This window comes from Brevundimonas nasdae (assembly GCF_016654005.1).
In the GTDB taxonomy this organism is placed as follows: domain Bacteria; phylum Pseudomonadota; class Alphaproteobacteria; order Caulobacterales; family Caulobacteraceae; genus Brevundimonas; species Brevundimonas nasdae.
The window spans coordinates 43,923-69,826 of the sequence record NZ_JAEPWN010000005.1; the positions used below are offsets into that span (position 1 = coordinate 43,923).

At 65.6% G+C, this 25,904-nt stretch carries 17 protein-coding genes; 6 read left to right on the forward strand and 11 right to left on the reverse strand.

All coding sequences use genetic code 11. The features are described from left to right. Positions 1-3: 3 nt before the first annotated feature. From JKF87_RS09095 to JKF87_RS09110, 4 genes are all read left to right on the forward strand, one after another. Positions 4-192: a hypothetical protein gene (locus JKF87_RS09095; protein WP_201099570.1), complete on the forward strand. Its 189-nt coding sequence runs from the start codon at positions 4-6 to the stop codon at positions 190-192. Continuing rightward, positions 153-2,672 (forward strand): ligase-associated DNA damage response DEXH box helicase, encoded by a 2,520-nt coding sequence (locus tag JKF87_RS09100; RefSeq protein ID WP_201099571.1) that lies wholly within the window; start codon positions 153-155, stop codon positions 2,670-2,672. The genes JKF87_RS09095 and JKF87_RS09100 overlap by 40 nt, the downstream gene beginning before the upstream one ends. Further along, positions 2,669-3,430, forward strand: a complete 762-nt coding sequence (gene pdeM / locus JKF87_RS09105) for a ligase-associated DNA damage response endonuclease PdeM (RefSeq protein ID WP_201099572.1) — start codon at positions 2,669-2,671, stop codon at positions 3,428-3,430. Before JKF87_RS09100 ends, pdeM begins: the two co-directional genes overlap by 4 nt. An 85-nt stretch (positions 3,431-3,515) precedes the next feature. Next, entirely contained in the window at positions 3,516-4,892 is a 1,377-nt protein-coding gene (locus JKF87_RS09110; protein WP_201099573.1) for an MATE family efflux transporter, read from the forward strand. 52 nt (positions 4,893-4,944) lie between these two features. Here the strand turns inward: JKF87_RS09110 and JKF87_RS09115 are convergent, their stop codons facing one another. Then, entirely contained in the window at positions 4,945-6,447 is a 1,503-nt protein-coding gene (locus JKF87_RS09115) for an MFS transporter (RefSeq protein WP_201099574.1), read from the reverse strand. Positions 6,448-6,514: 67 nt separating this feature from the next. On the opposite strand from JKF87_RS09115, the gene JKF87_RS09120 reads away from it, so the two are divergent. Beyond that, a complete protein-coding gene (locus JKF87_RS09120; RefSeq protein WP_201099575.1) occupies positions 6,515-7,528 on the forward strand; it encodes a LacI family DNA-binding transcriptional regulator in 1,014 nt (337 codons plus the stop codon). Between the two features lie 58 nt (positions 7,529-7,586). Here the strand turns inward: JKF87_RS09120 and JKF87_RS09125 are convergent, their stop codons facing one another. The 8 genes from JKF87_RS09125 to JKF87_RS09160 all read right to left on the reverse strand — a co-directional run bounded on the left by JKF87_RS09125 (position 7,587) and on the right by JKF87_RS09160 (position 23,213). After that, entirely contained in the window at positions 7,587-10,760 is a 3,174-nt protein-coding gene (locus JKF87_RS09125; protein WP_201099576.1) for a DUF3857 domain-containing protein, read from the reverse strand. Positions 10,761-11,069: 309 nt separating this feature from the next. Continuing rightward, positions 11,070-13,367 (reverse strand): beta-glucosidase, encoded by a 2,298-nt coding sequence (locus tag JKF87_RS09130; protein WP_201099577.1) that lies wholly within the window; start codon positions 13,365-13,367, stop codon positions 11,070-11,072. Positions 13,368-13,542: 175 nt separating this feature from the next. Continuing rightward, complete coding sequence (locus JKF87_RS09135) at positions 13,543-16,779, reverse strand: TonB-dependent receptor (RefSeq protein WP_201099578.1); 3,237 nt, start codon at positions 16,777-16,779, stop codon at positions 13,543-13,545. A 274-nt stretch (positions 16,780-17,053) separates the two neighbouring features. Then, complete coding sequence (locus JKF87_RS09140) at positions 17,054-19,108, reverse strand: glycoside hydrolase family 97 protein (protein ID WP_236261254.1); 2,055 nt, start codon at positions 19,106-19,108, stop codon at positions 17,054-17,056. A 119-nt stretch (positions 19,109-19,227) separates the two neighbouring features. Continuing rightward, a complete protein-coding gene (locus tag JKF87_RS09145; protein WP_201099579.1) occupies positions 19,228-21,111 on the reverse strand; it encodes a glycosyl hydrolase family 28-related protein in 1,884 nt (627 codons plus the stop codon). An 85-nt stretch (positions 21,112-21,196) separates the two neighbouring features. Next, positions 21,197-21,757 (reverse strand): HNH endonuclease, encoded by a 561-nt coding sequence (locus JKF87_RS09150; RefSeq protein ID WP_201099580.1) that lies wholly within the window; start codon positions 21,755-21,757, stop codon positions 21,197-21,199. A gap of 152 nt (positions 21,758-21,909) precedes the next feature. Beyond that, positions 21,910-22,560, reverse strand: a complete 651-nt coding sequence (locus JKF87_RS09155; RefSeq protein ID WP_370874328.1) for a trimeric intracellular cation channel family protein — start codon at positions 22,558-22,560, stop codon at positions 21,910-21,912. 11 nt (positions 22,561-22,571) lie between these two features. After that, positions 22,572-23,213: a DNA-3-methyladenine glycosylase family protein gene (locus JKF87_RS09160; protein ID WP_201099582.1), complete on the reverse strand. Its 642-nt coding sequence runs from the start codon at positions 23,211-23,213 to the stop codon at positions 22,572-22,574. A 77-nt stretch (positions 23,214-23,290) separates the two neighbouring features. Here JKF87_RS09160 and gluQRS point away from each other — a divergent pair, with 77 nt between their 5' ends. Further along, positions 23,291-24,151 (forward strand): tRNA glutamyl-Q(34) synthetase GluQRS, encoded by an 861-nt coding sequence (gene gluQRS / locus JKF87_RS09165; protein WP_201099583.1) that lies wholly within the window; start codon positions 23,291-23,293, stop codon positions 24,149-24,151. Here the strand turns inward: gluQRS and JKF87_RS09170 are convergent. Further along, positions 24,135-24,947 (reverse strand): TIGR02186 family protein, encoded by an 813-nt coding sequence (locus JKF87_RS09170; protein ID WP_201099584.1) that lies wholly within the window; start codon positions 24,945-24,947, stop codon positions 24,135-24,137. The genes gluQRS and JKF87_RS09170 overlap by 17 nt on opposite strands. Next, on the reverse strand, positions 24,947-25,870 hold the full coding sequence (locus JKF87_RS09175) for a sulfite exporter TauE/SafE family protein (RefSeq protein ID WP_201099585.1): 924 nt from the start codon (positions 25,868-25,870) through the stop codon (positions 24,947-24,949). Before JKF87_RS09175 ends, JKF87_RS09170 begins: the two co-directional genes overlap by 1 nt. Positions 25,871-25,904 lie beyond the last annotated feature (34 nt).

The window sequence follows — 25,904 nt, forward strand, 5'->3', positions numbered from 1 at the left end:
ACCATGGCCGCCAAGACGAAGCTTCTGACACCCACGGGCCTGTTGGCCGTGATCCTGCTGGCGGCGGCGCTTGTCATCCTGATCGGGTTCGCCGTCTGGCCGATGCTCAGCGCCGCTCTGGCTCAGGATTCCTGCCTCGATGCGGGCGGGGCATGGAACGGTCAGGCCTGTGTGGGCGCTCGGTTGGGGTGACGCCGCTTCCCCCGCTTTTCGCCGACTGGTTCGCCAGCCGCGGCTGGTCGCCCCGGCGGCATCAGCTGGAGATGGTCGCCGCGGCCGAGGCCGGTTCGCACGCCCTGCTGGTCGCCCCGACCGGCGGCGGCAAGACGCTGGCGGGGTTTCTGCCCAGCCTGATCGATCTGGCGGAACGTGGACCGCGCCCCGCGACCGGGCCGGGGTCTGGGGTCCACACCCTGTATCTGTCGCCGCTGAAGGCCCTGACCACCGACGTCGAACGCAACCTGATGACGCCGATCCGCGAGATCGGTCTGAACATCCATGTCGAAACCCGCACCGGCGACACCAAACAGTCCAAGCGCCAACGCCAGCGCGATTTCCCGCCCGACATCCTGCTGACCACGCCCGAACAACTGGCCCTGTTCTGCGCCTGGGAAGGCGCGCGATCCTATTTCGCCGATCTGAAATGCGTCGTGCTGGACGAGGTGCACGCGATCTGGAGCGGCAAGCGCGGCGATCTGCTGGCCCTGGGGCTGGCGCGGCTGCAGAGTTTCGCACCCGCGATGCGCCGCGTGGGATTGAGCGCCACCATCGAAGATCCCGACCTGATCCGGGAATGGCTCAGCCCGTCTGCGCTAACGGGAGAAGACGGCGTGACGCTGGTGCGCGGCGATCCCGGCGCCCCTGCGGTGATCGATGTGCTGATTTCGGAGGGCAAGGTGCCGTGGGCGGGCCACACCGGCCAGCACGCCATCCCCGAGGTCTATGCCGCCATCCAGCGCGCGCGCCTCGCCCTAATATTCGTCAATACGCGCTGGCAGTCCGAGTTCGTCTTCCAGCAGCTGTGGGCCGTCAATGACGACAATCTGCCCATCGGGCTGCACCACGGATCCCTGGCCGCCGAACAGAGGCGCAAGATCGAGGCGGCCATGGCTCGGGGCGACCTGCGGGCCGTGGTCTGCACCTCGACGCTGGACCTGGGGATCGACTGGGGCGACGTGGACCTGGTCATCCAGATGGCGGCGCCCAAGGGCTCCAGCCGTCTGGTCCAGCGCATCGGCCGCGCCAACCACCGGCTGGACGAGCCGTCCCGCGCCCTCTTGGTGCCCGCCAGCCGGTTCGAAATGCTGGAATGCCAGGCCGCGCGCGAGGCCGTCGCCGACAACGCCTTCGACTGGGAGCCGGTTCATATCGGCACACTGGACACCCTGGCCCAGCACGTCATGGGCGTGGCCTGTTCCGAGCCGTTCGACATGCAGGCGCTCTATGACGAAATCCGCACCTCCGGCCCCTATCGCGACCTGACCTGGGAGCAGTTCGAGGATGTCGTGGATTTCGTGGCCACAGGCGGATACGCCCTGCGGACCTACGACCGGTTCGCCCGTATCGTCCGTACACAGAACGGCCAGTGGAAGGTCCGCAACCAGCACATCGCCCAGCGCCACCGCATGAACGTCGGCGCCATCGTCTCCGCCGGTAATCTGAACGTGCGCGTAGCGTCGCGGCGGGGCGGCGGCGGAACCCGCGCCTGGGTGGGCGGGCGCAAGGTGGGCGAGGCCGAGGAATGGTATTTCGAACAGCTGACGCCAGGCGACACCTTCCTGTTCGCCGGTCAGGTCTGGGCCTTTCAGGGCATCACCGGCACAGACGCCCTGGTCACCCACGCCAATGACAAGGACCCGAAGATCCCCTCCTGGGGCGGGGCCAAATTCCCGCTGTCGACCTCGCTGGCCGACCGGGTGCGCACCATGGTGCAAGACCGCGACCACTGGCGCGTCCTGCCGCCCGATGTTCAGGAATGGCTGGAGCTTCAGGAGACGCGCTCGGTCATTCCCGATGCGGAATCCATGCTGGTCGAGACCTTTCCGCGCGGCAATCGCCACTTCATGGTCGCCTATCCGTTCGAGGGGCGGCTGGCCCACACCACACTGTGCATGCTGCTGACGCGGCGGCTGGACCGGCTGGGCGTCGGCCCATTGGGCTTTGTCGTCACGGACTATTCATTCGCCATCTGGTCGATCAAGCCGATGGACCGGATCGATCTGGACGCCCTGTTCCAGCCCGACATTCTGGGCGACGACCTGGAGGCCTGGCTGGAGGAAAGCTTCATGATGAAGCGGTCCTTCCGCAACTGCGCCCTGATCTCGGGCCTGATCGAGCGTCGCCTGCCGGGCGCGGAGAAGACGGGGCGTCAGGTCACCTTCTCCACCGACCTGATCTATGACGTGCTGCGCCGCCACCAGCCCGATCATCTGCTGCTGAAGACCGCCCGCGCCGATGCGGCGTCGGGCCTGCTGGACGTGGCGCGCCTGGGTCAGATGCTGACGCGAATCGAGGGCCGCATACGCCCCATCGCCCTGTCCCGCCCGTCGCCGTTCAGCGTGCCGGTCTTGGTGCAGATCGGGCGCGAGCGCGTGGGCGGGGACGCCGCCGAAATGATCCTGGACGAAAGCGCCGACGCGCTGATCGCCGAAGTGATGGAAGACGCCGCGTGAACGCCGCCCTGCGCCAGACCCTGTCGCCCGCCCGCAAGCCCTGCGGCGCCCTGCGCGTGCTGATCGCGGGCGAGACCTGCGACCTGCGTTGCTCCGGGGCCCTGTGGCTGCCGACCTATCGGACCCTGATCGCCGCCGACCTGCATCTGGAGAAGGGCTCGGCCTTCGCCGCACGCGGCCAGTTGCTGCCCCCCTATGACAGCCGCGCCACCCTGGACCGGCTGGAGGCCGAGATCGCCGAGTTGAATCCTGACACGGTCATCCTGCTGGGCGACAGCTTCCATGACGCCCGGGCCATCGCCCGCATGGCCGCCGCCGACCGAGCGCGGCTGGACCGGCTGGCGGCGGGTCGCGACTGGCTGTGGCTGGAGGGCAACCACGACCGCGAGGCCCTGGCGCAGATGGGGGCCGACGTACGTCTGCCCGGCGCCGTCGTCGGTGACATCAGCCTGGGTGCGCTGCGCCTCACCCACGAGCCGGAACCTCTGTCCGCCGCTGACAACCGCCATGGCGAGGTCGCCGGGCACCTGCACCCCTCGGCCCGCGTCGTCGCCTATGGCCGAGGCGTGCGCCGCCCCTGTTTCATCACGGACGGATCGCGCCTGATCCTGCCCGCCTTCGGCGCCTTCACCGGAGGGCTCAGCGTGCGTGACCCCGCCATCGCCGACCTGTTCGCCCGCGAACCCCTGATCGCCGCCCTGGGCCGCGGCCGGGTCCACGCCCTGGCCTGGGAGAAGCTGTCCGGCGACCGACAATAAGACCCGGGTGATATTGATTTGGACGTAAGCTGCCGCTAAGGGGCGCATCCACGCTGCGGATCGCCGCGCGTTCAGGACACGTCGAATGCAACACGATCTCACACAGGGCTCTATCACCCGGCGCCTGCTCGGGATGGCGTTCTTCATCGGGCTGGGACTGTTGTTCCAGACGCTCTATTATCTGATCGACCTCTATTTCGTGGGGCGGATCGGACCGGCGGCCCTGGCGGGAGTCGGCCTGGCGGGCGTGGTCTTCTTCCTGGTCATGGCCGCGTCGCAGATGGTGACGGTCGGAACCATGTCCCTGATGGCCCGCGCCATCGGCGCCGAGGATCATGCGGGCGCCGAGGCGGTCTATCGCCAGGCCATGTTGTTGTCGGTCGTGCTGGCCGTCGTAACCCTGATCGCGGGATACGCCTTTGGCGGCATGGCGATGCGCAGCCTTTCGGCCGACCCGCTGACGGCGAAGGAAGGCGCGGCCTATCTGCACGGCTTCCTGCCCGCTCTGGCCCTGATGTTCCCGACCGGAACCATGGGCGCCGCCCTGCGCGCCGCAGGCGTCGTGCGTCCGACCATGATGGTCCAGTCGGCCACCGTCCTGCTGAACGTCGTGCTCGCCCCCGTGCTGATCGCGGGCTGGGGCCTGGGACTGCCGCTGGGAGCCTTCGGCGCCGGTCTGGCCAGCGCGATTGCGGCGCTGGCGGGCTTCGTCGGCGCGGTCGTGATCTTCAGCCGCGTCCAGACGCTGATCGCCCAGCCCATGCGCCTGACGCCGCCCGATAGCGCGGTCCTGCGCCGCATCGTCGGCATCGGTTTCCCGGCGGGCGCGGAGTTCCTGCTGCTGTTCGTCTCGATGAGCCTGACCTACGGCTTCATCCAGCATTTCGGCGCCGAGGCCCAGGCCGGGTTCGGCGTAGGATCGCGGGTCATGCAGGCCGTCTTCCTGCCCGCCATGGCCATCGCCTTTGCGGTCGGCCCCATCGCCGGTCAGAACTATGGCGCGGGCCAGTTCAGCCGCGTCGTCCGCACCGTGCGCGACGCGGCGGCGATCGGCTCGGGCATCATGCTGACCCTGACCCTGGTCTGCCAATGGAACGCCCCCCTGCTGGTCGCGCCCTTCGCCGCCGACGCCGCCACCGCCGCGATCGCCGCCCACTATCTGAAAATCGTCTCTCTGGTCTTCGTGGCCTCGGGACTGGCCTTCACCGCATCCGGCGCCTTTCAGGCCCTGGGCGACACCCGCCCATCGCTGGTCGGCGGCGTGGTTCGGCTGGCGGTCTATGCGGGATCAATGGTCTTCCTGGTCGCCCAGCCGTGGAGCAGGCTCGAGCATTTCTGGTGGGCCGCCGCCGTCGCCTCGGCCGCCCAGGCCGCCGTCGTCATCCTGTTCCTGCTGCGCCAGATGAAGACCAAGCTGTCAGGCGCGGACAGGACAGCCTCCGCCGCAGCAAGCGCAGAATAAAAAAGACCCGGACGACGGCGCGAACCGTCGTCCGGGTCAGGCGGCTCAGCCCTTAAGGCAGGACGCGGAAACGCACCGCCAAGCTGTCGCTTCGCAAGCGCAGCGCCAGAACCGCGGCGATGAAGAACGACAACCCGGCCAACGGCAGAACCAGATGCATGCGTCCTTCGAACACGCGCTGGACCACGACGCCAAGCAGACTGGCGCCGACAAGCTGAGGCAGAACCAGGAAGATATTATGCACCCCCAGATTGACGCCGACCCTGTCGGCCGGGCTGGCGGCTGCGACAATCGCATAGGGGGCGGACAGAATGGACGCCCAGGCCAGGCCGACGCCCGCCCAGGGCAGGACCAGCATCCCTCCGCCTGGAACCAGGCTCATCGAGGCGAAACACAGGGCGCCGATCGCCAGACAGGCGGCGTGGCAGCGCGCGACCCCGATCTTCCTGACGAACCACGGCAGGAACATAGCCGCCCCGATCGCCACCGCATCCTGAACCCCGAACAGCACCCCGACCCAGTCCGCAGCGGCTTCATAAACGGGCGATCCGGGCCTGGCGTTTCCATACTGATGCGCGGCGATGCTGGGCACCGCATAGACCCACAGGGTGAAGAGCGCGAACCAGGTGAAGAACTGCACCAGGGCCAGGCGGCGCATGATCGTCGGCATGGCCGCAATGGACGCCACGATCCCCAGCACGCCCGTCAAGGGACGCAAGGGGTCACGCCGTCCGCGAATGAAGACCGCCCTCTGCAATACGCCATACAGGGCAAGCACGCCCGCCAGCAGATAGACCTCGCGACGTACGTCAAGAATGGCGGCGACGGCGGCGACGGCGACGCCCGCCGCCACCCACAGGCCCGGCCTGAGGCGGCACTCCTCAATCGTCACGCCCTGCACGACATCGGCGTGCGACGAGCCTGTCTCACGGGTTCTGGCCAGGGTCCACGCCACGGCCATCAGAAAGACGACGGCCCCGACCAGAAAGGCCAGGCGCCAGCTGGGACCGACATCAAGCCCCTGCGCGCTGCTGGACGTCAGCCGGGTCAACAGCCATGGCAGACAGGAGGCGAAGATCGCCCCCGCGCCGATGAACAGCACCTGCAAGGCGTAGGCGCGGTTCAGATCCTCCTTGCCGACAAGATCGGCGACCAGGGCCCGCATCGGCTGCATCGCGACATTCACCGACAGGGTCAGCAACCACAGGGCCAGCACGGCCGTGGACAGGCTGTCCGCGCAGCCCATCAGCACCATGGCGGCGGCGGTCATGAGCGCACCGAGCGCAATATAAGGTCGTCGTCGTCCGAACCGCCCGCGGGTTCGGTCGCTCAGCCAACCCACGACCGGATGCACCAGCAGCCCCGTCACCGGCGCGGCGATCCAGAGCAAAGGCAGGTCCGCCATCTCCGCGCCCAGAGACTGGAAAACACGACTGGTCGCGACGCCCTGCAGACCCCAGACGATCTGGACGCCGAACAGACCTGCGCTGGCGTTCGCAACCAGGGCCAGGGCCTTGGAATTGATCCCCCCTCGATCCCGCTTCCGGTCCGTCAACCCTTCGCCTCCCCAGGCCTTGCAAGCGGACTGTCCCGCCCGCGTCGCTCCGTGTAGGTTGATTGTGATGACCAGCGGCGGCAACCGAAAAACGACCCTCGACGATCTTGCACGTCTTGCAGGGGTGTCTCCATCGACCGTCTCACGCGCGCTGAACGATCACGCCCTGATCAGCGTCCCGACCAAGCAGCGCATCTGGGCCCTGGCGCGCGAACACGACTATGCGTTCAAATCGACCCTGCCGCGACCGGCGCTCAGCGGCGGGGGATCGATCTCGATCGTCACCCCCTATAATCGCGGGCGCCCCCTGCCCCTGTCGCACCCCTTCTTCCTGGAGCTGCTCGCCAGCATCGGAGAGGCGGCGCGCGCGCGCGACTGCGATTTCACCGTCAGCCATGCGGCCGCCGGATCCTTGCAGGACCTGAAGGACGCCACCAACACCGGCACGACCAGCGGCGTCATCTTCCTGGGTCAGGCGGCCCTGCACGACGCCTTCAACGAACTGGCCGACACCAAGGCCCGTTTCGTCGTCTGGGGCGCCCACCTGCCCGGACAACGCTATCGCTCGGTCGGATCGGACAATGTCGTCGGCGGACGCCGCGCGACCCAGCATATCGCGCGCGGCGGGCGCAGACGCATCCTGTTCCTGGGCGGCACGGACCCGGAAGCCGACCAGCGTCGCCGGGGCTATCTGGAAGCCCTGGCCGCCTCAAACATCGCGGTGGACAATCGACTGATGGTCCAGGTCGAGTTCGAACTGGAATCCGCCGAACGGGCCGTGGCCCAGTTGATCGAAGGCGGCGTCAAGTTCGACGGCCTGTTCGCCACCAGCGACCTGATGGCGCTGGGCGCCATCAAGGCCATCCGGCGGGCCGGCCTGTCGGTGCCGGAAGATGTTTCGGTCGTCGGCTACGACGACATGCTGCTGGCCCGCCTCAGCACCCCGACCCTGACCACGATCCGCCAGGACACCTATGAAGCCGGCCGGCTGATGGTCGCCAGCCTGCTTGATCCCAAGCTGTTCAAGGGCCGAGGCGTCCTGCCGACCGAACTGATCGTCCGCGAATCCTGCGGGTCCTGAACGCCGCCTTTTGACTTCAGATCGACGCCCCGCCTAAGGGAAACACCGCACCTATAGGCTACGGCTGGATCGTCGGAGGCGAATAGGCCGCAAAATCATCGACGACATGCGAAAACTTGGCGATGGCGGCGGCTTTCTCGGCTCGCCCTTCTTCGGTCCGCCCCAGAGCTTCCAACGCCAACCCCCGCCCGTACCGGGCCCCCACGTATTCGGAACTGGCGGCCAATACAGCGTCGTAGGCCGTCAGGGCCGCCGCCGCATCACCCATTTGAAGCAGCACTCGCGCGCGGCTGTCCTGAATGTGCGGCGCCTCCGGCGAAATGGCCAAGGCTGCATCACAGTCCTTGATCGCCTGATCCAGCAGGACGCCTGTGGTCGCAGCGGTCCAGCACAGGTTGTTGAGGACTTCGGCGTCATCGACGGCCTTGGCCCGGGCCGTAGCAAAATCCTGCACAGCGAGGTCCAGTCGCTCCAGTTGGATGGCGGCCTTCGCGCGATAGATCAGAATGCTTTGCGACCGCTCCTCATCCAGGGGCAGCAGCTTGTCCAATAGGGCCATGGCGATCTGCGGCCTGCCCCTTTCAAGCTTGAGCGCCGCCTGATTCAGCAAAATCCTGCCGTCAGACGGCATGGCGGCGGCCAAGGCGTCCATTTCCGTCTCCGCCTGCTCTTTGCGCCCGACCCGATTTAGGAAGCCGATCCGTTGCAGTTTGAGCTCGATGTCATCGGGACGGGCCGCGACAACGGCGGCCATCGCGGCGTCGGCTTCTTCGATGCGGTCGGCGCGCTCCAGCAGACCAACCCGCACGACCTTGAGTTCATAGCCATCTTCTCCCCCGGCGATCAGGGTGTCGATGTCGCGGAGCGCACGATCATATTGCTCCAGCGCCACATAGGCCTGGGCGCGCCTTTTCAAGGCGAAGGTGTCGCCGGGCGCTTGGCGCAAGGCCCGCGACAACTCAATGACAGCATCGCCATAGCGACCGTCGCTCATGGCGATCAAAGCCGCGCCGTTCATGGCGATACGCTCTGACGGGTCCAGATCGACAGCCTTCTCCAGATCGGCTTGCGCCCCCGCGCGGTCGCCGGCGTGGAAGCGATAGACGCCGCGATTGGCCCAGGCGTTGCTGTTTTCGGGTTCAAGAGCGATGGCCCGGGCTGCGGCCTCAACGGCCTGGTCGTTCTCATCGGCCTGAGACAGGGCCCAGGCGCGATCCAGCCATTGGCTCGCAGTAGTCGGCGCATCGGCAGCCAGGGCCGTTCTGTCGGCTTCGCTCAGGCGATAGGAGGCGGGCGCAAAGATACGTGGCGGATCATAAGGTTGCGCCTTGCCCGCCGCCACGGACTGCTCAGCCTCAGCGGCAGTGATTTCGGCCGTCTGACTTTGGCGGGTGAAGTCCACAGTCATCAGGTCGCCCGTCAAAGCAACAGTGCGGCGCAGTTGGTGACCCAGTTCGACCCGATCAACCTGGCCGCCCGACACGCGAAAACCAACTCCGCCTTCTGGCAGCCGCAAGGTCAGATGCTGGCGAGTATAGACAGGGTGGCTGATCGCAAAGGGCGCAGTTTTAAACGGACCATCCGGGCGCCGAGCCAGGGAATAACTCATATAGGCGGCGCCAGGCGGAGTAAGGCCGCTGTCGCTCCAGGTCAGCGACGTCGATCCCTTCATCGTCATGCGCACGACATTGCCCTGCGGATCATAGACTGATCCGACTTCGCTGATTTTCAAATCGGAGATCCAGCCCCAAAGGCTGCGCAGCGCCTCGTTTTTCTGCGTCTCTGAAATGAGCGAGACGGCCTGGCCGAAAGCGGCGGCCTCGTCGTCGCGCAGGATCATTTCACCCTCGACCCCGACTGGGGCGTACAGGCCTGCGCTGGCGTCGAGCGTGAGAAGAGTTTCGGTGGTCGGGGCCGCTGGAAGCGCCGCCTCCAGACGTTCCAGGCGCGCTTGCGGACCTGACAGGGGCAAGGCCCAGTTCAGGGGCGGCGTTACGATTTCCTCCAGCCGCCGATCCCCGGTCCGGGTTCCGTCCAGCCAATAGACCTTTCCGTCGACGACCGCCCGCACCAGGACATGGTCGAACGCTGAAATCATGGGAAGGCGATCCGGCAAGCCGTCGCCGCTTCGCAAGCTCACGGCCGCTGGAACGGCCTCAATCCCCAATTCGTCCAGCAAGGCGAGCAACAAGGCGGTCTTGGCCTTGCAGTCTCCGTAGCGCCGCCGCCATGTTTCGTCAGCCGCCGCTGGCGTCAGGGCGCCTTCCCCCATCATCAAGGCGACGTATCGAATCTCGTCCTGAACCAACCTCAGCGCCGCCGCTGTCTGGATCATAGGATCGTTGGAAAGGGCGCGGATGCGCGTGACCTCAGCCTGGAGCGGTGAATCTGAAGGCAGAGCCCGCGCCTTGTCATAGAGCGGCTTGAGAGCAACGGCGATCTCCGCCCAGTCTCGATATTCGCTGAGCTCGATCCGCCGTGGGAAATGGAACCTGACCGGCGTGTCCGCCGGTACGATGATGGGTTGGAGATTCTGGAAGGACAGATCAATGTAGGAATAGCCGTCGCGCTGTTTGACCGTCAGCGGGGTCCAGTCCTTCTCCGCCCTAAGGCGCATGGACCGATCCGAAGGCCAGGAGGCGCGATAGCGGACCTGGTCCACCACCAGCGGCAGGTTGAGGTCCAGAGCCTGCTCAGCATGGTCAGCAGTCACCGGATCCCGCGATGTGACGGTGTAGGCGACGTCGAGAATGTCTCCGACCCGCAATCCGGCGGGCTGCAGCACTGCGGTCAGTTGCCCGTCCAGCATGGCTTGTTCGAGGTTCGCCTCGCGCCGCAAGGTCTCGAAGGTCTGGGTCTCCAGAACGTCCAGGACCTGCCCGTCCCGAATGATGCTGACCTGATGCACGGTGACGTCTTGGCTGGCCGGATTCCATGTCAGCCCGACATTGCCGACCATGGGCAAAGCCTGCGGCGACAGGGCCTGACGTCGCAGATGCACAAAGCCCGACTGGACACCTTTGTCGGCGCGCTGCTGGACATCGAACAAGAGCACTCGCAGGCCGTCATTCACAGCGCCCGCGCCAGCAGACGGCGGTTCGGCCGAGGCGACCACCCAGGCCGGCGCCTCTCCCCGCAATATAACCTCTCCGGCCAGAGAACCGCCCGCCAGACTGCAAAGCCCCGCACCGCCAAAGACACTGAAGGCGCGAAGCCAGAATTTGTTGGACATTCTTGTCACCGAAAACCGTCGTTACATGTCTGATATCCGTAGCAGCGGAGGGCGGCAATCCATTGCGTAGGCGACAACCAGAGAGCGTCCTGCTTGGCTGAGATCGCCTATGGTGATCATCATGCTCATGGCAGGCGGAGAGAACGGTTGATCGCAGGCGACCTAGGTAGAGTCGCGAATGCGGCAAGCCTCATCCGCACGGATTGAGGTCGTTGATCAACTCGCTCCAGGGAATAGAAGCCCCAAGGAATAGAACCCCGGCAAAGGCGTCGGAACAGCGCTGACGATGCTCCGACGCCCGCTCTGTCGTTACGGTTGACGCGTCCAGGCGTTCAGATGGGCCGAACCCTTCAACGCCTCGTCTCCCACATGGCGGCCGACATACAGGGGATAGGATCCGGCCGCGATGCGCCAGCCCGGATTGGCCGCGTCATAGTCGGCGATGATGCGCGGCTCGGCGGTCACCGTGACGCGACGCGTCTGGCCTGGTTGCAGTTCAACCTTCTCAAAACCGATCAGACGCAGCGTCGGGCGCGCCTGCCCCGCACGGAGATAGACCTGAGGCGCATCGGCGCCTGCGCGGCGGCCGGTGTTGGTGACATCGAAGCTGACCGTCAGACGGTCGCCGTCCTCGACCCGCAGGTTGGAGTAACGGAAATCGGTGTAGGACAGGCCGTAGCCGAACGGGAACAGCGGGCGATGCCCCTGCTGGTCGTACCAGCGATAGCCGACGGCTGCGCCCTCGACGTAAGGCTGCTCCCAGCTGTCGAATGCAGGCGGCTGTCGCTGATCGAAGCGCGCGGCCTCGACCGCCTTCTGAAGCTGGATGCCCGGCACTTCGGGACGCGGGGCCTGATCAATTCTGGCGGGGAAGGTCATGGGCAGGCGGCCCGACGGGTTCACCTTGCCGAACAGGACATTGGCGATCGCCGGTCCGCCGCGCTGGCCGGAGTACCAGGCCTGGACCACGGCGTTGACCTGGTTCAACCACGGCATCAGCACCGGGCCGCCGGTCTCCAGAACCACGACTGTCTTCTTGCCCGAGGCCGAGACGGCGTTGATCAGGTCGTCCTGATTGTCCGGCAGGTCGATGGTCTCGGAATCCTCGGCCTCCGTCTGCCAATGCCAGGCGAAGACGATGGCGACGTCGGCCTCGGCGGCGGCGCGGGCGGCTGCGGCGCGATCCTTGCCGTCCAGATAGACCACCTCAGCGCTTGGCGCTGCGGCGCGGATGGCGTCCAGCGGCGAGGATTTGTGCCAGGTCATTCGCACGAAGCCGTGGGACTCCCCGACCTCGAACGCATATTCCTGAACCCCGCCGACGGAACGAACCTGCGAGGAGCCGCCGCCGGACATGACGCCATAGTCGGCGCGACCGCCGATGACGGCGATCTTGCGGGCCGTGGCCAGCAGCGGCAAGGCCCCGCCATCATTCTTCAGCAGCACGATGCCCGCCTCGGCCATGGTCTGGGCCACGTCGGCGTTGGCCTCGTAGTCGATAGGTTGCTCGGTCGCTGGCGTCGGATGGTCGATCAGGCCGGTCTGGATCACGCCGTACAGGATGCGTCGCACCATGTCGTCCAGCCGCGCCTTCTTGACCTCGCCGGCGTCAATGGCCGCGCGCAGGTCGTCGCCGAAATAGATCTGGCGATCCAGTTCCTGTCCCGACTGCTGGTCCAGACCGGCGTTGGCCGCCTTGACCGTAGAATGGACCGCGCCCCAGTCGGACATGACAAAGCCCGGATAGTTCCAGTCGCGCTTCAGCACCTGGTTCAGCAGATGGTCGTTCTCGCACGCCCAGTCGCCGTTGACCTTGTTGTAGGCGCACATCACCGAGGCTGGGTGGCTGCGCTCAATGGCGATCTGGAAAGCCAGCAGATCGCTTTCGCGATGCGCCGCTTCGTCGATCACACCGTCGATGATGTGACGCCCCGTCTCCTGCGGATTCAGGCTGAAGTGTTTGATGGTCGAGATGATGTGGTTGGACTGAACGCCGCGGATCTGTTCGGCGGCCATCAGGGCCGCCAGCCAGGGGTCTTCGCCCAGGTATTCGAAATTGCGGCCCGCCCACGGATCGCGGGTCAGGTTCACGCCGCCCGCCAGCAGCACGTTGAAGGTCTTGGCGCGCGCCTCGGCGCCGATCATCGCGCCGCCACGATAGGCCAGTTGCGGATCGAAAGTGGCGGCCAGCGCCAGGCCGGAAGGCAGCGCTGTCGCCGTGTCGCCCTTGCGCTGTTCGACCTGATTGGCGACGCCCAGGCTGGCGTCGCTCTCGCGAAGATTGGGGATGCCCAGGCGCGGCACCCCGGTCACATAGCCTGCCGAGGGGATCATGTCGTCCAGAGGCGCGCCCGGCGTCCGGTCGGCGAACGGCGGGAAATAGCCGTGGACCATCAGCAGTTTCTCGGCCTCGGTCATCTGCTTGACCAGGGCGTCGGCGCGGTCCCAGACCGGGTCGTTGACGCGCGCCGCCAGCGGCGGGCTGTCCGGCGTCGGCATGGTCTGGGCGACGGCGGTTTGCGCCAGTCCAAAGGCGGCCAGGGCCAGCACGGCGGCAGCGGCATGGATGCGCAGGGCGCGGCGGGTCGATTGATGGCGTCGGGTCATGGAACTCTCTCTAAGTCGCATCTTGGGGAGGGTTCGAACGGCGACCCGGAAACGGAACCGCCCGAAGGAAACTGCGCGCTGATCTGACCGGAGGCGGCGCGACGCCCTATCCGGAAAAAAGAACGCGCCGTCCCGAAGGACGGCGCGTCGGCGAGGCCGAAGCCCCGCCAGTTGCTCAGTAACGGAAACGAACGCCCAGAACGAAGCGGCGGTCGGAGCGCAGCCAGGCGTTCGGCATCAGGGTGCCGCCTTGTGCTGCGTCCGTGACCTGCTGGAACAGCTTGGTTTCGGTCGACAGCAGATTGCTGCCCTGCAGGCTGATTTCCAGACGGTCGTTCAGGTTGTAGCGGATCGAACCATCCAGGAAGCCGGTGTCGTCCTGCCAGATCGGCAAGAAGACGCAGCAGTCGACCGCGTTGACCAGATAGTCCGAACGCCAGTTGTAGGCCAGACGCGCCGCCCAGGGACCGCGCTCGTACATGCCGACCAGGTTGTACTGGTGCTCCGACAGGCCTTCCAGGCGGTCAACACCCAGAACAGTGCCGCCCGAACCCGGTTGGGCCGTCGTGCCGTCAGAACCGCCCGTCACCGACTTGACGTTGGTGTTGGTCACGCCGCTGTTGTCGATCCAGGTGTAGTTGGCCTGGATGCCCAGCCCCGCCCACGGTCCCGGCAGGAAGTCGAAGAACTGCTGGTAGGCGAACTCGAAGCCGGCGACCTTGGCGCCTGCACCGTTCATCGGACCACGGAAGTCGACGCTGCGCGTCACGCCGTTGTTGGTGACGTCCAGCGTATAGCCGCCGTACTGAATATAGTTGTCGAACTTCTTGTAGAAGGCGGTGGCGGTGAACGAGCCGGCGTTGGCGAAGTAGTGCTCGATCGCCAGGTCGAACTGATCCGCCGTTATCGGCTTCAGATACGGGTTGTAGGCGCTGGCCTGGTAGGTCGGATTGACGCCGGTGATGACGCCGGCCGAGTTCTTGATCCAGCGCGGATCGGTCGGGTCGCTGCCCGGAAGGCTGCGGCCCAGGCTGACGTAGTTCTTCATCAGCCCGATGTCCGGACGGGACATGGCGCGCGAAGCGGCGAAGCGAACCACCCACTGCGGCGCGACGTCGATCTTCAGGTTGAAGCTCGGCAGCCAGTTGCGGTGCGTGGCGTTGGCCGTGCTGGCCGTGCCGCCGCCCGAGTTGAACGCGATTTCCTCCGGCGACAGATAGCAGCCGATCGTCTTGGGAACGCTGGGAACGCCCGGCACCGGCACGATGTCGCGGCATTCCAGGTCGCCTGTCGTGAAGGCGATCGGATAGGCGATGGAACCGGTGCTGGAGTTCTTGGTCTCCACATAGCGGACGCCGATGTTGCCCGACACCGGCACGCCGCCGATCAGGGCCTCCGGACCGCCGAAGCGCAGCATGGCGTAGGCGGCGTAGCTTTCTTCCTGAACCTTGTTCAACTCTTCCGCACGGAAGCAGCCATCGACACGACCCGTGCGCTCGCAGATCGGGGCCCACTGATCCTGACCCGCGCCGAGGTTCGCATAGCTCAGTTGGTTCGCGGCGCCTTCAGCCAGTCGATCCAGGTTGAAGAAGACGTATTCGCCGTTCGACCCCAGGAAGCTGTTGCCGAACTGGCGGGTCTCATAGAGGCCCGTCGGATAACCCTTGAAGTTTCCGTCCGGCGCATGCTTGTCGATGTTCCAGAAGCGGTACTGTTCTTCCCAGAAATTATAGGTGTTGGCGATATTGCCCCAGTTGAATCCGCTGAAACGGACCGTCTGGTTGCGGTCGGCATAACGCACGCCCGCCGAAATCGCGTTGAACCAGGGATTGTCGAAATCGTACCGAACGTCCGCGCGCAGAGCCAGTTCATGGCCCTCGTCGTCTTCGATGTGGTCCATCACGTGGTTGTAGCGATAGTTGTTCGGGTTGGTCAGGCCGCCCGGCGACTGATTGATGTTGGTCGGCGCACTGAAGCTGATCTTCGGACGGCTGCCCGAGGCGTCAAGCGTCAGATTGGCGAAGGAATACTGGGCGACTTCGATGTCGTAAGCTTTGACCGTGGAGTCGACGTATTGCGCATCGAAGCTGGCGTGCAGTTTGTCGCTGATGCGCCACTTCAGGTTCAGCGCCAGATCCTGCGTCATGTTCTCCTGGCGGTTGAAGCGCGTCACCGCATTCAGTTCGCCCGCCTTGAAGGAGTTCTCGCAGCCCGTGTACCAATAGCAGACATTCAACATCGGCTGACCGGCGCTGTTGCGTGCAATGTTCATCGAGGCGGCGTTGTCAGCCCCCCAGTAGCCTGTATCGACCTGCTGAAGCAGCAAGGTGCCGTTCTGGAACAGGCCGTCAGCGCCGAACGTGAAGGGGGCGCCGTTCAGGCCAGGGGTCGGGATGTGCGGCGAACGCGCGCCGCCTGGCGTGTAGACGAAGTCGACCGGCACAGCCCACATGTCGGCGCCCAGTGAGACGATGCCGCGCTCGCGCCACTCGTTGGTGTATTCTGAGCGGTTGTATTGGCCCGTCAGCTCGAATTGACCGTCATTGCTGCGCCACTGACCGGCCAGGGCGATGCCGTCGCGCTGACGCTTGTATTCGGTCTGACGGTTGCTGACGCTGGACGGGATATACTTCCGGCCCGGACCGAAGACGTTGTCGAAGATGCCCATGCGGCCGTACTGGATCACTTCCGACTGGGTCGTCACTTCCGAGTGGGCCAGATTCACCAGGAAGCCGAACTGTCCGTACTGGGTCTCCCAACGGTCGCTGTAGATGCCCGAGACTTCCGGCGTGTATTTCTGCGACAGGTCGCCATAGTTCACCGTGCCGGAAACCTGCAGCAGGCGGCCCGAAGAATCGAACGGCGTGCGGGTGCGCAGGTTGATCGTGCCGGCGATGCCGCCTTCGATCAGTTCTGCCGTCTGGTTCTTGTAGGTGTCGACGCCCTGCATCAGCTCAGGCGAGATGTCGCCCCAGCTCAGACCGCGCGACGAGTTGGCGCTGAAGCTGTCGCGGCCGTTATATTCCGAACGCACCTGAGACAGGCCGCGCACGATCACGCCCGACGGCTCGGCGCCATAGTGGGAGGCGTCATCGGTGGCGGTGAAACGGTTGACGGTCACGCCGGGAACGCGCTGCAGGGCCTCTGCCACCGACTTGTCGGGGAAGGCGCCGATATCAGTTGCGGTGATGGTGTCCACCACAGTGTCCGCGTTACGACGCGCCTCTTGCGAGGTTTGCAGCGCGCGACGCGTGCCCGTGACCAGGACTTCGCCGACTTCAGCCGCATCATCCTGATCAGTCGCGGCGGCCTGCTGCGCCATGGCCAGCGACGGCGCAGCGACAGCGGCGAATGCGCCGAGCACCAGCACGGACACGCCGTGCTTCAGCGAACGCGAACGCCCGCTCGACATTCTTTTTCCAACCATGTTGGACATATCTATCCCTCCCTAAGAGGGTCAGCGGCAAAGCCGACCCTTAGTTTTTTGCTTATGTTGAACGTGATTGTGCTGAGCGGCCAATCGACCGCACAGCGCCCCTACTCATCTCATTACTGAGCTGAATCCGCGCAAATACGTGCGAGGAAACTCGATCTACCGGCGCCGCAGGGCGAGGTTCTTGCCCTTACGGGAAGTGCAAACCAAATATCGACCTCCCTTTAATGCAGAGAAACAAAACCAGATAAGACTACTCGTTCAGCGCACGGAAACGGATCGCCTGACCACCGCCCGGCCCCATCGCCACGTTCAGCACATCACGCGCAGTCACGATCTGCTTGGCCGTTTCAAAGGCGTAGGGGTTGGTCAGATAGTTCGCTCCAGGACCGTCGCGATAGATCTGCGCCTCGTAACGCTTGGCCGGATCCAGGAAGTCCAGCTTGACCGGCAGAGTGCGCGCCTGTTCGTCGGTGACGGCCCCCAGGAACCAGTCCGAACCCCCGCGCTGCTGACGCGCGATCACGGTGTAGTCGCCAATCTTGGAGTCCAGGGTTCGGGTCGTTTCCCAATCCGTCGGCACGTCCAGGATGAACTGGAAGGCGTCCGGATGCTTGGCGTAGTTTTCGGGCAGGTCAGCGGCCATCTGCACCGGGCTGTAAAGCACCACATACAGAGCTAGTTGGGTCGCCAGCGTCGACTGAACCCGCTCGTTCACATCCGTCTTGCCGAAGGTCAGGTCGAAGATGCCCGGCGTATAGTCCATCGGACCAGCCAGCATCCGCGTGAACGGCAGGATGGTGACGTGTTCCGGCGGATTGGTCGGACGCCCCCAGGCGTTGAACTCCTGCCCGCGAGCGCCTTCACGGCTGATCATGGTCGGATAGGTGCGACGCATGCCCGTATCCTTGACCGGCTCATGCGCGTTCAGGGCGATATTGCGCTGAGCGGCCTCAAGGGCGGCGCGCAGTTCGTGCTCGACACGGTACTGGCCCGCGAACCATTCATGCTGCGGCGTGCCGTCGGCGTTGAAGCCGCGCACGATCGTGCCGCTGGGCCGCACATAGCCGGTCTTGATCACATGAACGCCGACGCTTTGGTACAGGTCGTAGCCCGCCTCCATCTGCGCCTCATAGTTCGGCACAGCGCCGCCCGTCTCATGGTGGCCGATGATGTTCGTGCCTTTGGACTGGGCGTAGGCGGCCAGTCCGGGCAGGTCGAAATCGGGATAGGATTGGGTGAAGTTGAACTTGTCGCCATTGGCGACCCAGTCGCCGTCCCAACCCAGGTTCCAGCCCTCGACCAGCACCCCGTTGAAGCCGTTGGCGGCGGCGAAGTCGATGTAGCGGCGCACGTTGGCGTTATTGGCGCCGTGCATCTCGCCCGAGCCCCAAGTCGACTTGTTCAGATGCATCTCCCACCAGACGCCGACATATTTACCGGGCTGGAACCAGGAGATGTCGCCCAGCTTGTTCGGCTCGTTCAGGTTCAGTTCGATGCGCGAATCCGCCAGGGCCGCTGGCGAATCCCCCACCAGAACCATGCGCCACGGGGTTTCGAACGGACCGGTGCGATATACGAGCGTGCCGTCCGACCACGGCATCAGGTCGGCCTTGAACTGGTTCTCCCCGGTCCGCTTCAGATTCATGCTGGCGTAATGCGTCAGCGCGGCCTCGTGGATCGACAGATAGGTTCCGCCGGCCCCCTCAAGGGTGAAGGGCGTCTCAGCCAGGCCCACCTCGTTCAGCGGACTCTTTTGATACAGATATTCGTCCCGCTCGGGACCACGCGCCGGATACCACCAGGCGTCATACGAACCGATCAGATTGAACTGCGTCGCCTCATCCGTGATGGCGACAGCCTCTTGCGCGCCCAAAGACTTGTAGTCGTAGCGGAAGCCGAAGCCGTCATCGAACACGCGGACGACCAGATCATAGGGCGTCGCTCCCCGGCGCCCCGCCAGCGACACCCGCGCCTCGTTGTGGTGATCGCGAATAACGCGCTGCTCGCCCCACGGCTGCTCCCAGGTCGCATCCTTGGAATCGCGGGTCACGCGCACGATGCGGTTGACCGGCGTCGTCGAACGGTCGCGCAGCGTCAAACCCAGAGCTGAGGGCGCGATCAAGGGCTGACCATTGCGCGACACGACATAGTGCGCGCCGTCAGCGCCGGTTTGGACGCAGAATGTCAGGGCCTGATTGGGCGACGACACACAGGCGCTGTCATCCGCCGCAACAGCCTGCCCGGAGAAAGCCAAAACACTGCTCATCGCAGCGCCCGCCATCAGGCATCCCAACAGTCTTTGCATGCATCCTCCGCAAGATTTTGCGCTCTGATAATGACCGGCGCACTTACCCTTAGGGCTGACGCTATAAGGCTCTCATGTCAAGTTAGCGCAATCAAACGTAACAATGCGTGTCCCGAAGGTCACTCTTTATGCAAGTTCTTGCATTGCCGAGGCTGAGCCCAACCGTGATCGCCCGCCCCCAGTCGGATGACGAAGTCTGCGCCGCAAATATGCACGCCAGGGTCTCTCACGCCGCGCGCTGTGACGTTGTCGAAACGCGCCTCGCCCGGCGCCTGCACCTGAAATGCGACATCCCCCGCACCATCAATATCGAGGCCGTCGAACCGCAATCCGGTGATCGAATGCTGGCCCACGACGTGCAACGCCGGGTAGGCGCTATTGACGATGCGATTGTTCGTGAAGCGGATGTCAGCGGCGATAGGCTTGTCCAACGCGAACAGCCACAGGGCGCCGACGCCATGACGCCAGTTCGGATCCAGCACGCCGCTGCGCAGGATGGCGTTGTTCGACACCCGGATCACCCCCTGGAACGGCGTCGCCTCGAATCGTGCGCCCAGATGAATGCCGCCGCCGCTCAGGGTGTCCGCCAGCAGATTGCCTTCGACCGTGATGTCACGCCCGCCATAGACGGCGATGCCGTTGGCCAGGGTCGGCGCGATCACGGTATTGCGGCGATACACGATGTCCCGGTCCTCGCCCGGGTTAGACCATAGCGCCAGGCCGTCATCCCCTGCTCCGCGCACAAACACGTGCTCGACCAGTGCGTTGCTCACGCCGTTGCGCAGGTTGATCCCGTCCGCCGCCACATCAAAAATCCGCAGATGACGCATCGTCAGGCCGTCGAACGGCCCATCCAGCCAGGCCCCGACCTTGACGTGCTGCAGCCAGAGGTTCTCGATCAGCGATCCGTCGCCGTACCCGCCGCCCAATGCATTGACCTGGGCATGATCGTCGCGGTGATCGACCCGGCCAAAGATCGCCAGGTCGCGGATTGTCACGGCGCGTCCAGGCCCGCCGCCTTCACGCTCGCCATACAGACCAACACCGTCGCCTGTCAGAACGGTGCGCCACTGGCCAGCCCCACGCAAAGACACTCGGTCCATCAAAATGTGCCGTTCGATCCTGTACTCCCCCTCGGGTGCAAAAACGGGGCGGTCGGCCGCCCTGCCTGCTGCGATCGCCGCGTCGAATGCATTGGCGGATGAAACCGCTCCCGTAGGATCGGCGCCGAAATCCAGCACCGACAAGGCGTTTTCCGGCGCCGGAACAGGCTCTGGAACCCGCTCATAGTCGATCAGGTCGATCGCCGCCCACTCGACGCCCGCATCTTCGGGAAGGGTCAGCCTTAGCCGCCCGCCGATCGGAATAATCTGCGCCAGATGCAAGCGCACATGGCTGAACACATGATGCCCCCTGCCCTCGTGGGCATCCGCCGGATTCCGGGTGAAGGGATAACGGCCGTAATACCAGTTAAAACGCGACGAAATCGGCGCTCGATCGACAGGCACGCCATCGACGGACACCGTCAGATCCGCGTCCACCCCGCCGCCGCCTGGCGCATCCGGCAAGACGTAACGAATGGTCAATCCATCCGCTGCCGCAGCCAGAACCACCTCGACATATTGCCCTGGCGCCAGTTGCACCGCTCGTCGGCCAGAGGCTTCGGCCGCCATCGAACCGAAAGCCAGGTCGGGCCCGATCACAAGCCCGTTCGTCACGCTATTCTCGGCTTCCACCTCCAAGAATGACACTTCGGCGCCACGCCCAGCGACCGTTTCAGGCGCCTCGGCCGCGACGGTTATGGGCGTCGCCTGACCGGCCAAGAGTGCGCTGAAAGCAAGAATGGCGAGCATGGCGACTTTCCCTGAGAACGCGATCCGGTGGCGCACATCCGCACACCCGTCAGCAAGACTTGCTGCTGTCAGGCGCCGATCAGCCTGCGTGGCGGACGCGGATAAACGATTGTCATCAACGCGTCTGCTGCACCATCGCCGCAGCCTCAAAGAACGCTGCGCCTTGGCACGTCAGTTCACCGCGAACCCTGGCTTCCAAAACATCAATGGGAACACCGAAGAACACCGGCGAGCCCTAAGGTTCGAGCTCAATGTCCCAGTAGAGGTAGTCCAGCCAGCTTTTGTGCAGGTAGTGGGGCGGGAAGCGGCGGCCGGCTTCCTGAAGTTGCCAGGCGTTGGGCCGGTAGGGTTCGCGACGGATCGGCATCAGAGCCTGGCGCGGGGTGCGGCCGCCCTTGCGCAGATTGCAGGGTCCGCAGGCGGCGACGATGTTCTCCCAGGTCGTACGCCCGCCGTGCGAGCGGGGGATGACGTGGTCGAAGGTCAGCTCCACGGACTCGCCGCAATACTGGCAGGCGAAGCCGTCGCGCAGGAAGACATTGAAGCGGGTGAAGGCCGGATGCCGGTCTTGATCGACATAGGATTTCAGCGCAATCACGCTGGGAAGCTGCATCTCCATCGACGGCGAACGCACCACCTTGTCGTACAGGGACACCACATCGACGCGGTCCTGATAGACCGCCTTGACCGCCTCCTCCCATGGCCAGAGGGACAGCGGATAATAGGACAGCGGCCTGAAATCAGCGTTCAGGACCAGGGCGGGAAACCCGGAGGGCGGTCGATGGAGAACCTGCATCAGGCCCTCCCGCGCGGACGGGGGGATATCGAGGCGACAGGAGTGAGGACACGTCTCCTTCCCTAGTCTTAGGCGATCAGCCTACGCGTGATTCCCGCTCATCGCCATGACCAGAGTGCAGCGTTTTCGTGACGCGCCCCCATAAAATGCAATCAGGCCCGACTGGGGAAGGCGGGCAGGGTCCAGCCCCAGCGCAGGGCCGCCGCGCGCAGGGTGAAGCCCGCCAAAGCCGCCGCGATGGCGCACGGCCACAGAGGAAGCTCGAATGCGCGCAGGATCATATAGACGGTCGCCGCCAGAATGGCCGCCGTGACGTTGATCTCTCGCCGCAACAGGATCGACGGCTGGCCCGCCAATGTGTCGCGCACCACCCCGCCGAAACAGGCCGTCAGCGCCCCCATGACGATGCAGATCAGCGGCGGCGCATTGACCGCCTCGGCCTTGGCAGCGCCCAGCACCCCGTAAGCCGCCAGACCCGCCGCATCGAGCCACAACAGGGCGCGGAACCGCCAGTCCCTCTGGCCCAGCAGCCAGATGACGACCGCCGCGATCAGGCAGACGGCGATATAGCGCCAGTCCTTCACCCAGAAGACCGGCAGGCCCAGCAACAGGTCGCGCAGCGTCCCCCCGCCCACGCCGGTGATGGCGCCGAAGAAGGCGAAGGTGACCACGTCATGCTTCTCGCGCGCAGCCGCCAGGGCGCCGGTCGCGGCGAAGACGGCGACGCCTGCGAAATCAAGCGCGCTGAGCACAGTCTGGGGATCGCGCAGGGGCTCGGTCAGGACCGGGTCGATGGGCGTCACGGGTCGTCTCCTCAGAGCGCGATTTCGCCGCGCCTGACACCGCCATACCATCCCCAGAGCAGATGCGCCGCCACCGCGCGATGCGGACGCCAGATTTCCGCGCGGACATAGGCCTGTTTCTCGTTCGGGCGCGCCTCGACGCCGTCCGCCCAGCGTATCGCCTCCTGCAGGGCGATGTCCGCGCCCGGAAAGACGTCCAGCCGGTTTTCGCAGAACATCAGATAGGTTTCTGCCGTCCAGCGACCGACGCCCTTGATCGCGGTCAGGGCGGCGATGGCGTCTTCATCCGATAGGGCCGCCATATGGGTCAGGTCGATCCGCCCCTCGACCTGAGCCAGGGCGATCTCGCGGCCATAGCTGGCCTTGGGGCGCGACAGGCCCAGCGCCCGCAGGCCTTCGATGTCCAGCGCCAGCACGGCTTGCGGCGTCACCACGCCGCCCAGCCCCGCCACGGTCCGCGCCCAGATGGCGGCGGCGGAGGCCACCGACACCTGCTGCTCCACGATCATGCGGAACAGGCCCTCATAGCCGCCGGGCCGGGCGCGCCATTCGAACACGGGCGTATGGGCGTGGGCGCGCGCCAGGGTCGGATCGGCGGCGGCCAGAGCTTGCCGTGCGGTCGCGATCTGATCAGGCGTTGGAACCGGGTTCATGCCGCCTCATACGACCCGGCTGATGGGGCGAGAAGCAGGGACTGCTGTCCACGTCCGGAAACCGCTAGTCTAGCACCATGTTCGCCACCCGCTTCGCCCCCTCGCCTACCGGACGCCTGCACAAGGGCCACGCTTTCTCGGTGCTGACCGCCTGGACAGCGGCGAAGGCAACAGGGGGCCGTTTCATCCTGCGGATCGAGGACATCGACCCGACCCGCTGCAAGTCCGAGTTCGAGACGGTGATTTCTAAAGATCTGGCCTGGCTGGGGCTGGACTGGGAAATGCCCGTGCGGCGGCAATCGGACCATCTGGCCGACTACGCCGCCGTGATCGAGAACCTGAACCAGCGCGGACTGCTCTATCGCTGCTTCCGTACGCGGAAGGAAATTCTCGACGCCATCGGCGACGCCCCCCACGGCGCGATGGAGGCGGCGCGTCCGGGACCGCACTCGCCACAGGAAGAAGCCCGCCTGCTGCACGAAGGCCGCGCCTTCGCCTGGCGTCTGTCGCTGGACCGCGCGCGCGCGGCCCTGGGTGAGGATCAGTGGAACAGCCTCAGCTTCATCGAAGAAGGCGAAGGCCCGAACGGTGAAACCGGCGTCGTCTCGGTTCGCCCCGATGCGGCGGGCGACGTGGTCCTGGCCCGGAAAGACACGGGCGTCGCCTATCATCTGGCCGTCACCCACGACGACGCCTTGCAGGGGATCAGCCATGTCATCCGGGGTGTTGACCTGTTCGAGGCCACCCACGTCCAGCGGCTGATTCAGACCCTGATGGGCTGGCCCGCCCCGACCTATCGCCATCATCGGCTGATCACGGGGCCGGACGGGCGGCGTTACGCCAAGCGCGACCAGTCGGTGACGCTGGCTGAACTGCGGGCGGGCGGCCTGACGCCCCAGGCCCTGCGCGCGGAGTTGGGCTTCAGCTCCGGCGGCTGAAGATGCGCGAGGCGCCATATCCGGTCAGGGCCGCCAGGATGACGCACAGCACCCCGTACAGCCATGGGCGGCGATGGGCGAACTCATAGATGTCGCGCTCCAGCCCCACCTTCTCGACCGTCAGGGTCAGGTTGGACACCGACTTCGGCTCGCCGTCCTGGAACAGCCAGACCTCGGCGTAGTATTTGCCGGTCGGGGCGACGGTGGGAAGTTTGACCTCGGCGCGGAACAGGCCGCGATCGACGAACTCCACCCCCTTGGGGTCGGTGTCATACAGTTGGGCCGCCTCTTTCAGCCGGATCACCGCGCGGCGCCATTCCAGATAATCCTCGCCCAGACGACTGACGACCACGTCGCGCACGCCGTAGCGGGTGACGGTCGAGGCCTCTTCCGGCGCGTCGATGCGCAGGTGGTCGACCCCCACGCCCAGGCGCCGCAACTGGCCGAAGTCGGCGATGTCCGACAGGGGCCGCGTCGAGGCCGTCATGTAGAATCCGGGCGCCCCCTGGAACAGGACCGGGCGGCTGTTCAGCCAGACGCCCATGTTGCGGGTCTTCTTGACCAGTCGAACCGGCGCGTCCGGCCCGCGCACGACGACCACCACATCGGCGGGATCAGGCGTCGGGTTGAACACCGCGCCATACAGGACGATCGCCGCGCCCCGGAAACTGGAATCGACATGAACCTGGGCGTCCGTCAGGGCGGCGGCGACGCGCAGGTCGTCCGTCGTGGCCTCTGACCGATCCGGGGGCGGGGCCGCGATGGCGGGCGGGGGCGGAGGAAGCGCCTGGAACATCAGTCGGCGATCCCCGGCGCCAGCAGGAAGATGTCGCTGGGCCGCACGAACAGCTCCAGCCCCATCTGGATGCCGACCAGCAGCACGATCAGGCCCAGCGCCGCCCGCAGCTCCTCGGCCCGGAACCGGCCCGCGAACCGCGCTCCGACCTGGGCGCCGATCACCCCGCCCAGCAGCAGGATGGTGGACAGGACGATGTCGACCGTCTGGTTGCGCCCCGCCTGCAGGATGGTGGTGATGGCCGTGGTGATGATGATCTGGAACAGGCTGGTGCCGACCACGGCCCCGGCCCGCATACGCAGGATATAGAGCATGGCGGGCACCAGGATGAAGCCGCCGCCCACCCCCATGATGGCCGACAGAATGCCCGCAAACACGCCCAGGCCGAAAGGCGGCAGGACGCTGATGTACAGGCCCGACTTGGGAAACTTCATCTTGAACGGCAGGCCGTACAGCCACATCGGGCGGCGACGTTCCTTGCGCGGGGCGGGCGTGCCGCGACGGCGGCGCAGGATCTCGGTCAGGCTTTCGTTCAGCATCAATGTGCCGATGGCGCCCAGGAAGACCAGATAGGACAGGGCCACCACCAGGTCGGCCTGCCCCAGCAGGCGCAGGTAACGGAACAGCTCCACCCCCACGAGAGCGCCCAACGCTCCGCCGCCGGCCATGACCGCGCCCATCTTGAAATCGACCGATCCCTGCCCAGCGTAGCGAATGACGCCCGAGGTCGAGGAGGCGACGACGTGGCTGGCCTGGCTGGCGACGGCGACGGTCGGCGGAATGCCCAGGAAGACCAGGATCGGGGCCATCAGGAAGCCGCCGCCAATGCCGAACAGACCGGACACGAATCCGACCACCGCCCCCAGGATCACCAGGGTCGGCCAGTTCACCGAAACCTCGGCGATCGGCAGATAGATATCCAAAGGACGCGCCTTCGGCTGGAGCGGACACAAGGGC

Excerpts from the sequence above, each read along its gene's own strand:
- JKF87_RS09095 (WP_201099570.1), top strand. The coding sequence starts at position 4 with ATGGCCGCCAAGACGAAGCTTCTGACACCCACGGGCCTGTTGGCCGTG.
- JKF87_RS09100 (WP_201099571.1), top strand. The coding sequence starts at position 153 with ATGGAACGGTCAGGCCTGTGTGGGCGCTCGGTTGGGGTGACGCCGCTT.
- JKF87_RS09110 (WP_201099573.1), top strand. The coding sequence starts at position 3,516 with ATGCAACACGATCTCACACAGGGCTCTATCACCCGGCGCCTGCTCGGG.
- JKF87_RS09120 (WP_201099575.1), top strand. The coding sequence starts at position 6,515 with ATGACCAGCGGCGGCAACCGAAAAACGACCCTCGACGATCTTGCACGT.
- JKF87_RS09125 (WP_201099576.1), bottom strand. The coding sequence starts at position 10,760 with ATGTCCAACAAATTCTGGCTTCGCGCCTTCAGTGTCTTTGGCGGTGCG.
- JKF87_RS09130 (WP_201099577.1), bottom strand. The coding sequence starts at position 13,367 with ATGACCCGACGCCATCAATCGACCCGCCGCGCCCTGCGCATCCATGCC.
- JKF87_RS09135 (WP_201099578.1), bottom strand. The coding sequence starts at position 16,779 with ATGTCGAGCGGGCGTTCGCGTTCGCTGAAGCACGGCGTGTCCGTGCTG.
- JKF87_RS09140 (WP_236261254.1), bottom strand. The coding sequence starts at position 19,108 with ATGCAAAGACTGTTGGGATGCCTGATGGCGGGCGCTGCGATGAGCAGT.
- JKF87_RS09150 (WP_201099580.1), bottom strand. The coding sequence starts at position 21,757 with ATGCAGGTTCTCCATCGACCGCCCTCCGGGTTTCCCGCCCTGGTCCTG.
- JKF87_RS09160 (WP_201099582.1), bottom strand. The coding sequence starts at position 23,213 with ATGAACCCGGTTCCAACGCCTGATCAGATCGCGACCGCACGGCAAGCT.
- gluQRS (WP_201099583.1), top strand. The coding sequence starts at position 23,291 with ATGTTCGCCACCCGCTTCGCCCCCTCGCCTACCGGACGCCTGCACAAG.
- JKF87_RS09170 (WP_201099584.1), bottom strand. The coding sequence starts at position 24,947 with ATGTTCCAGGCGCTTCCTCCGCCCCCGCCCGCCATCGCGGCCCCGCCC.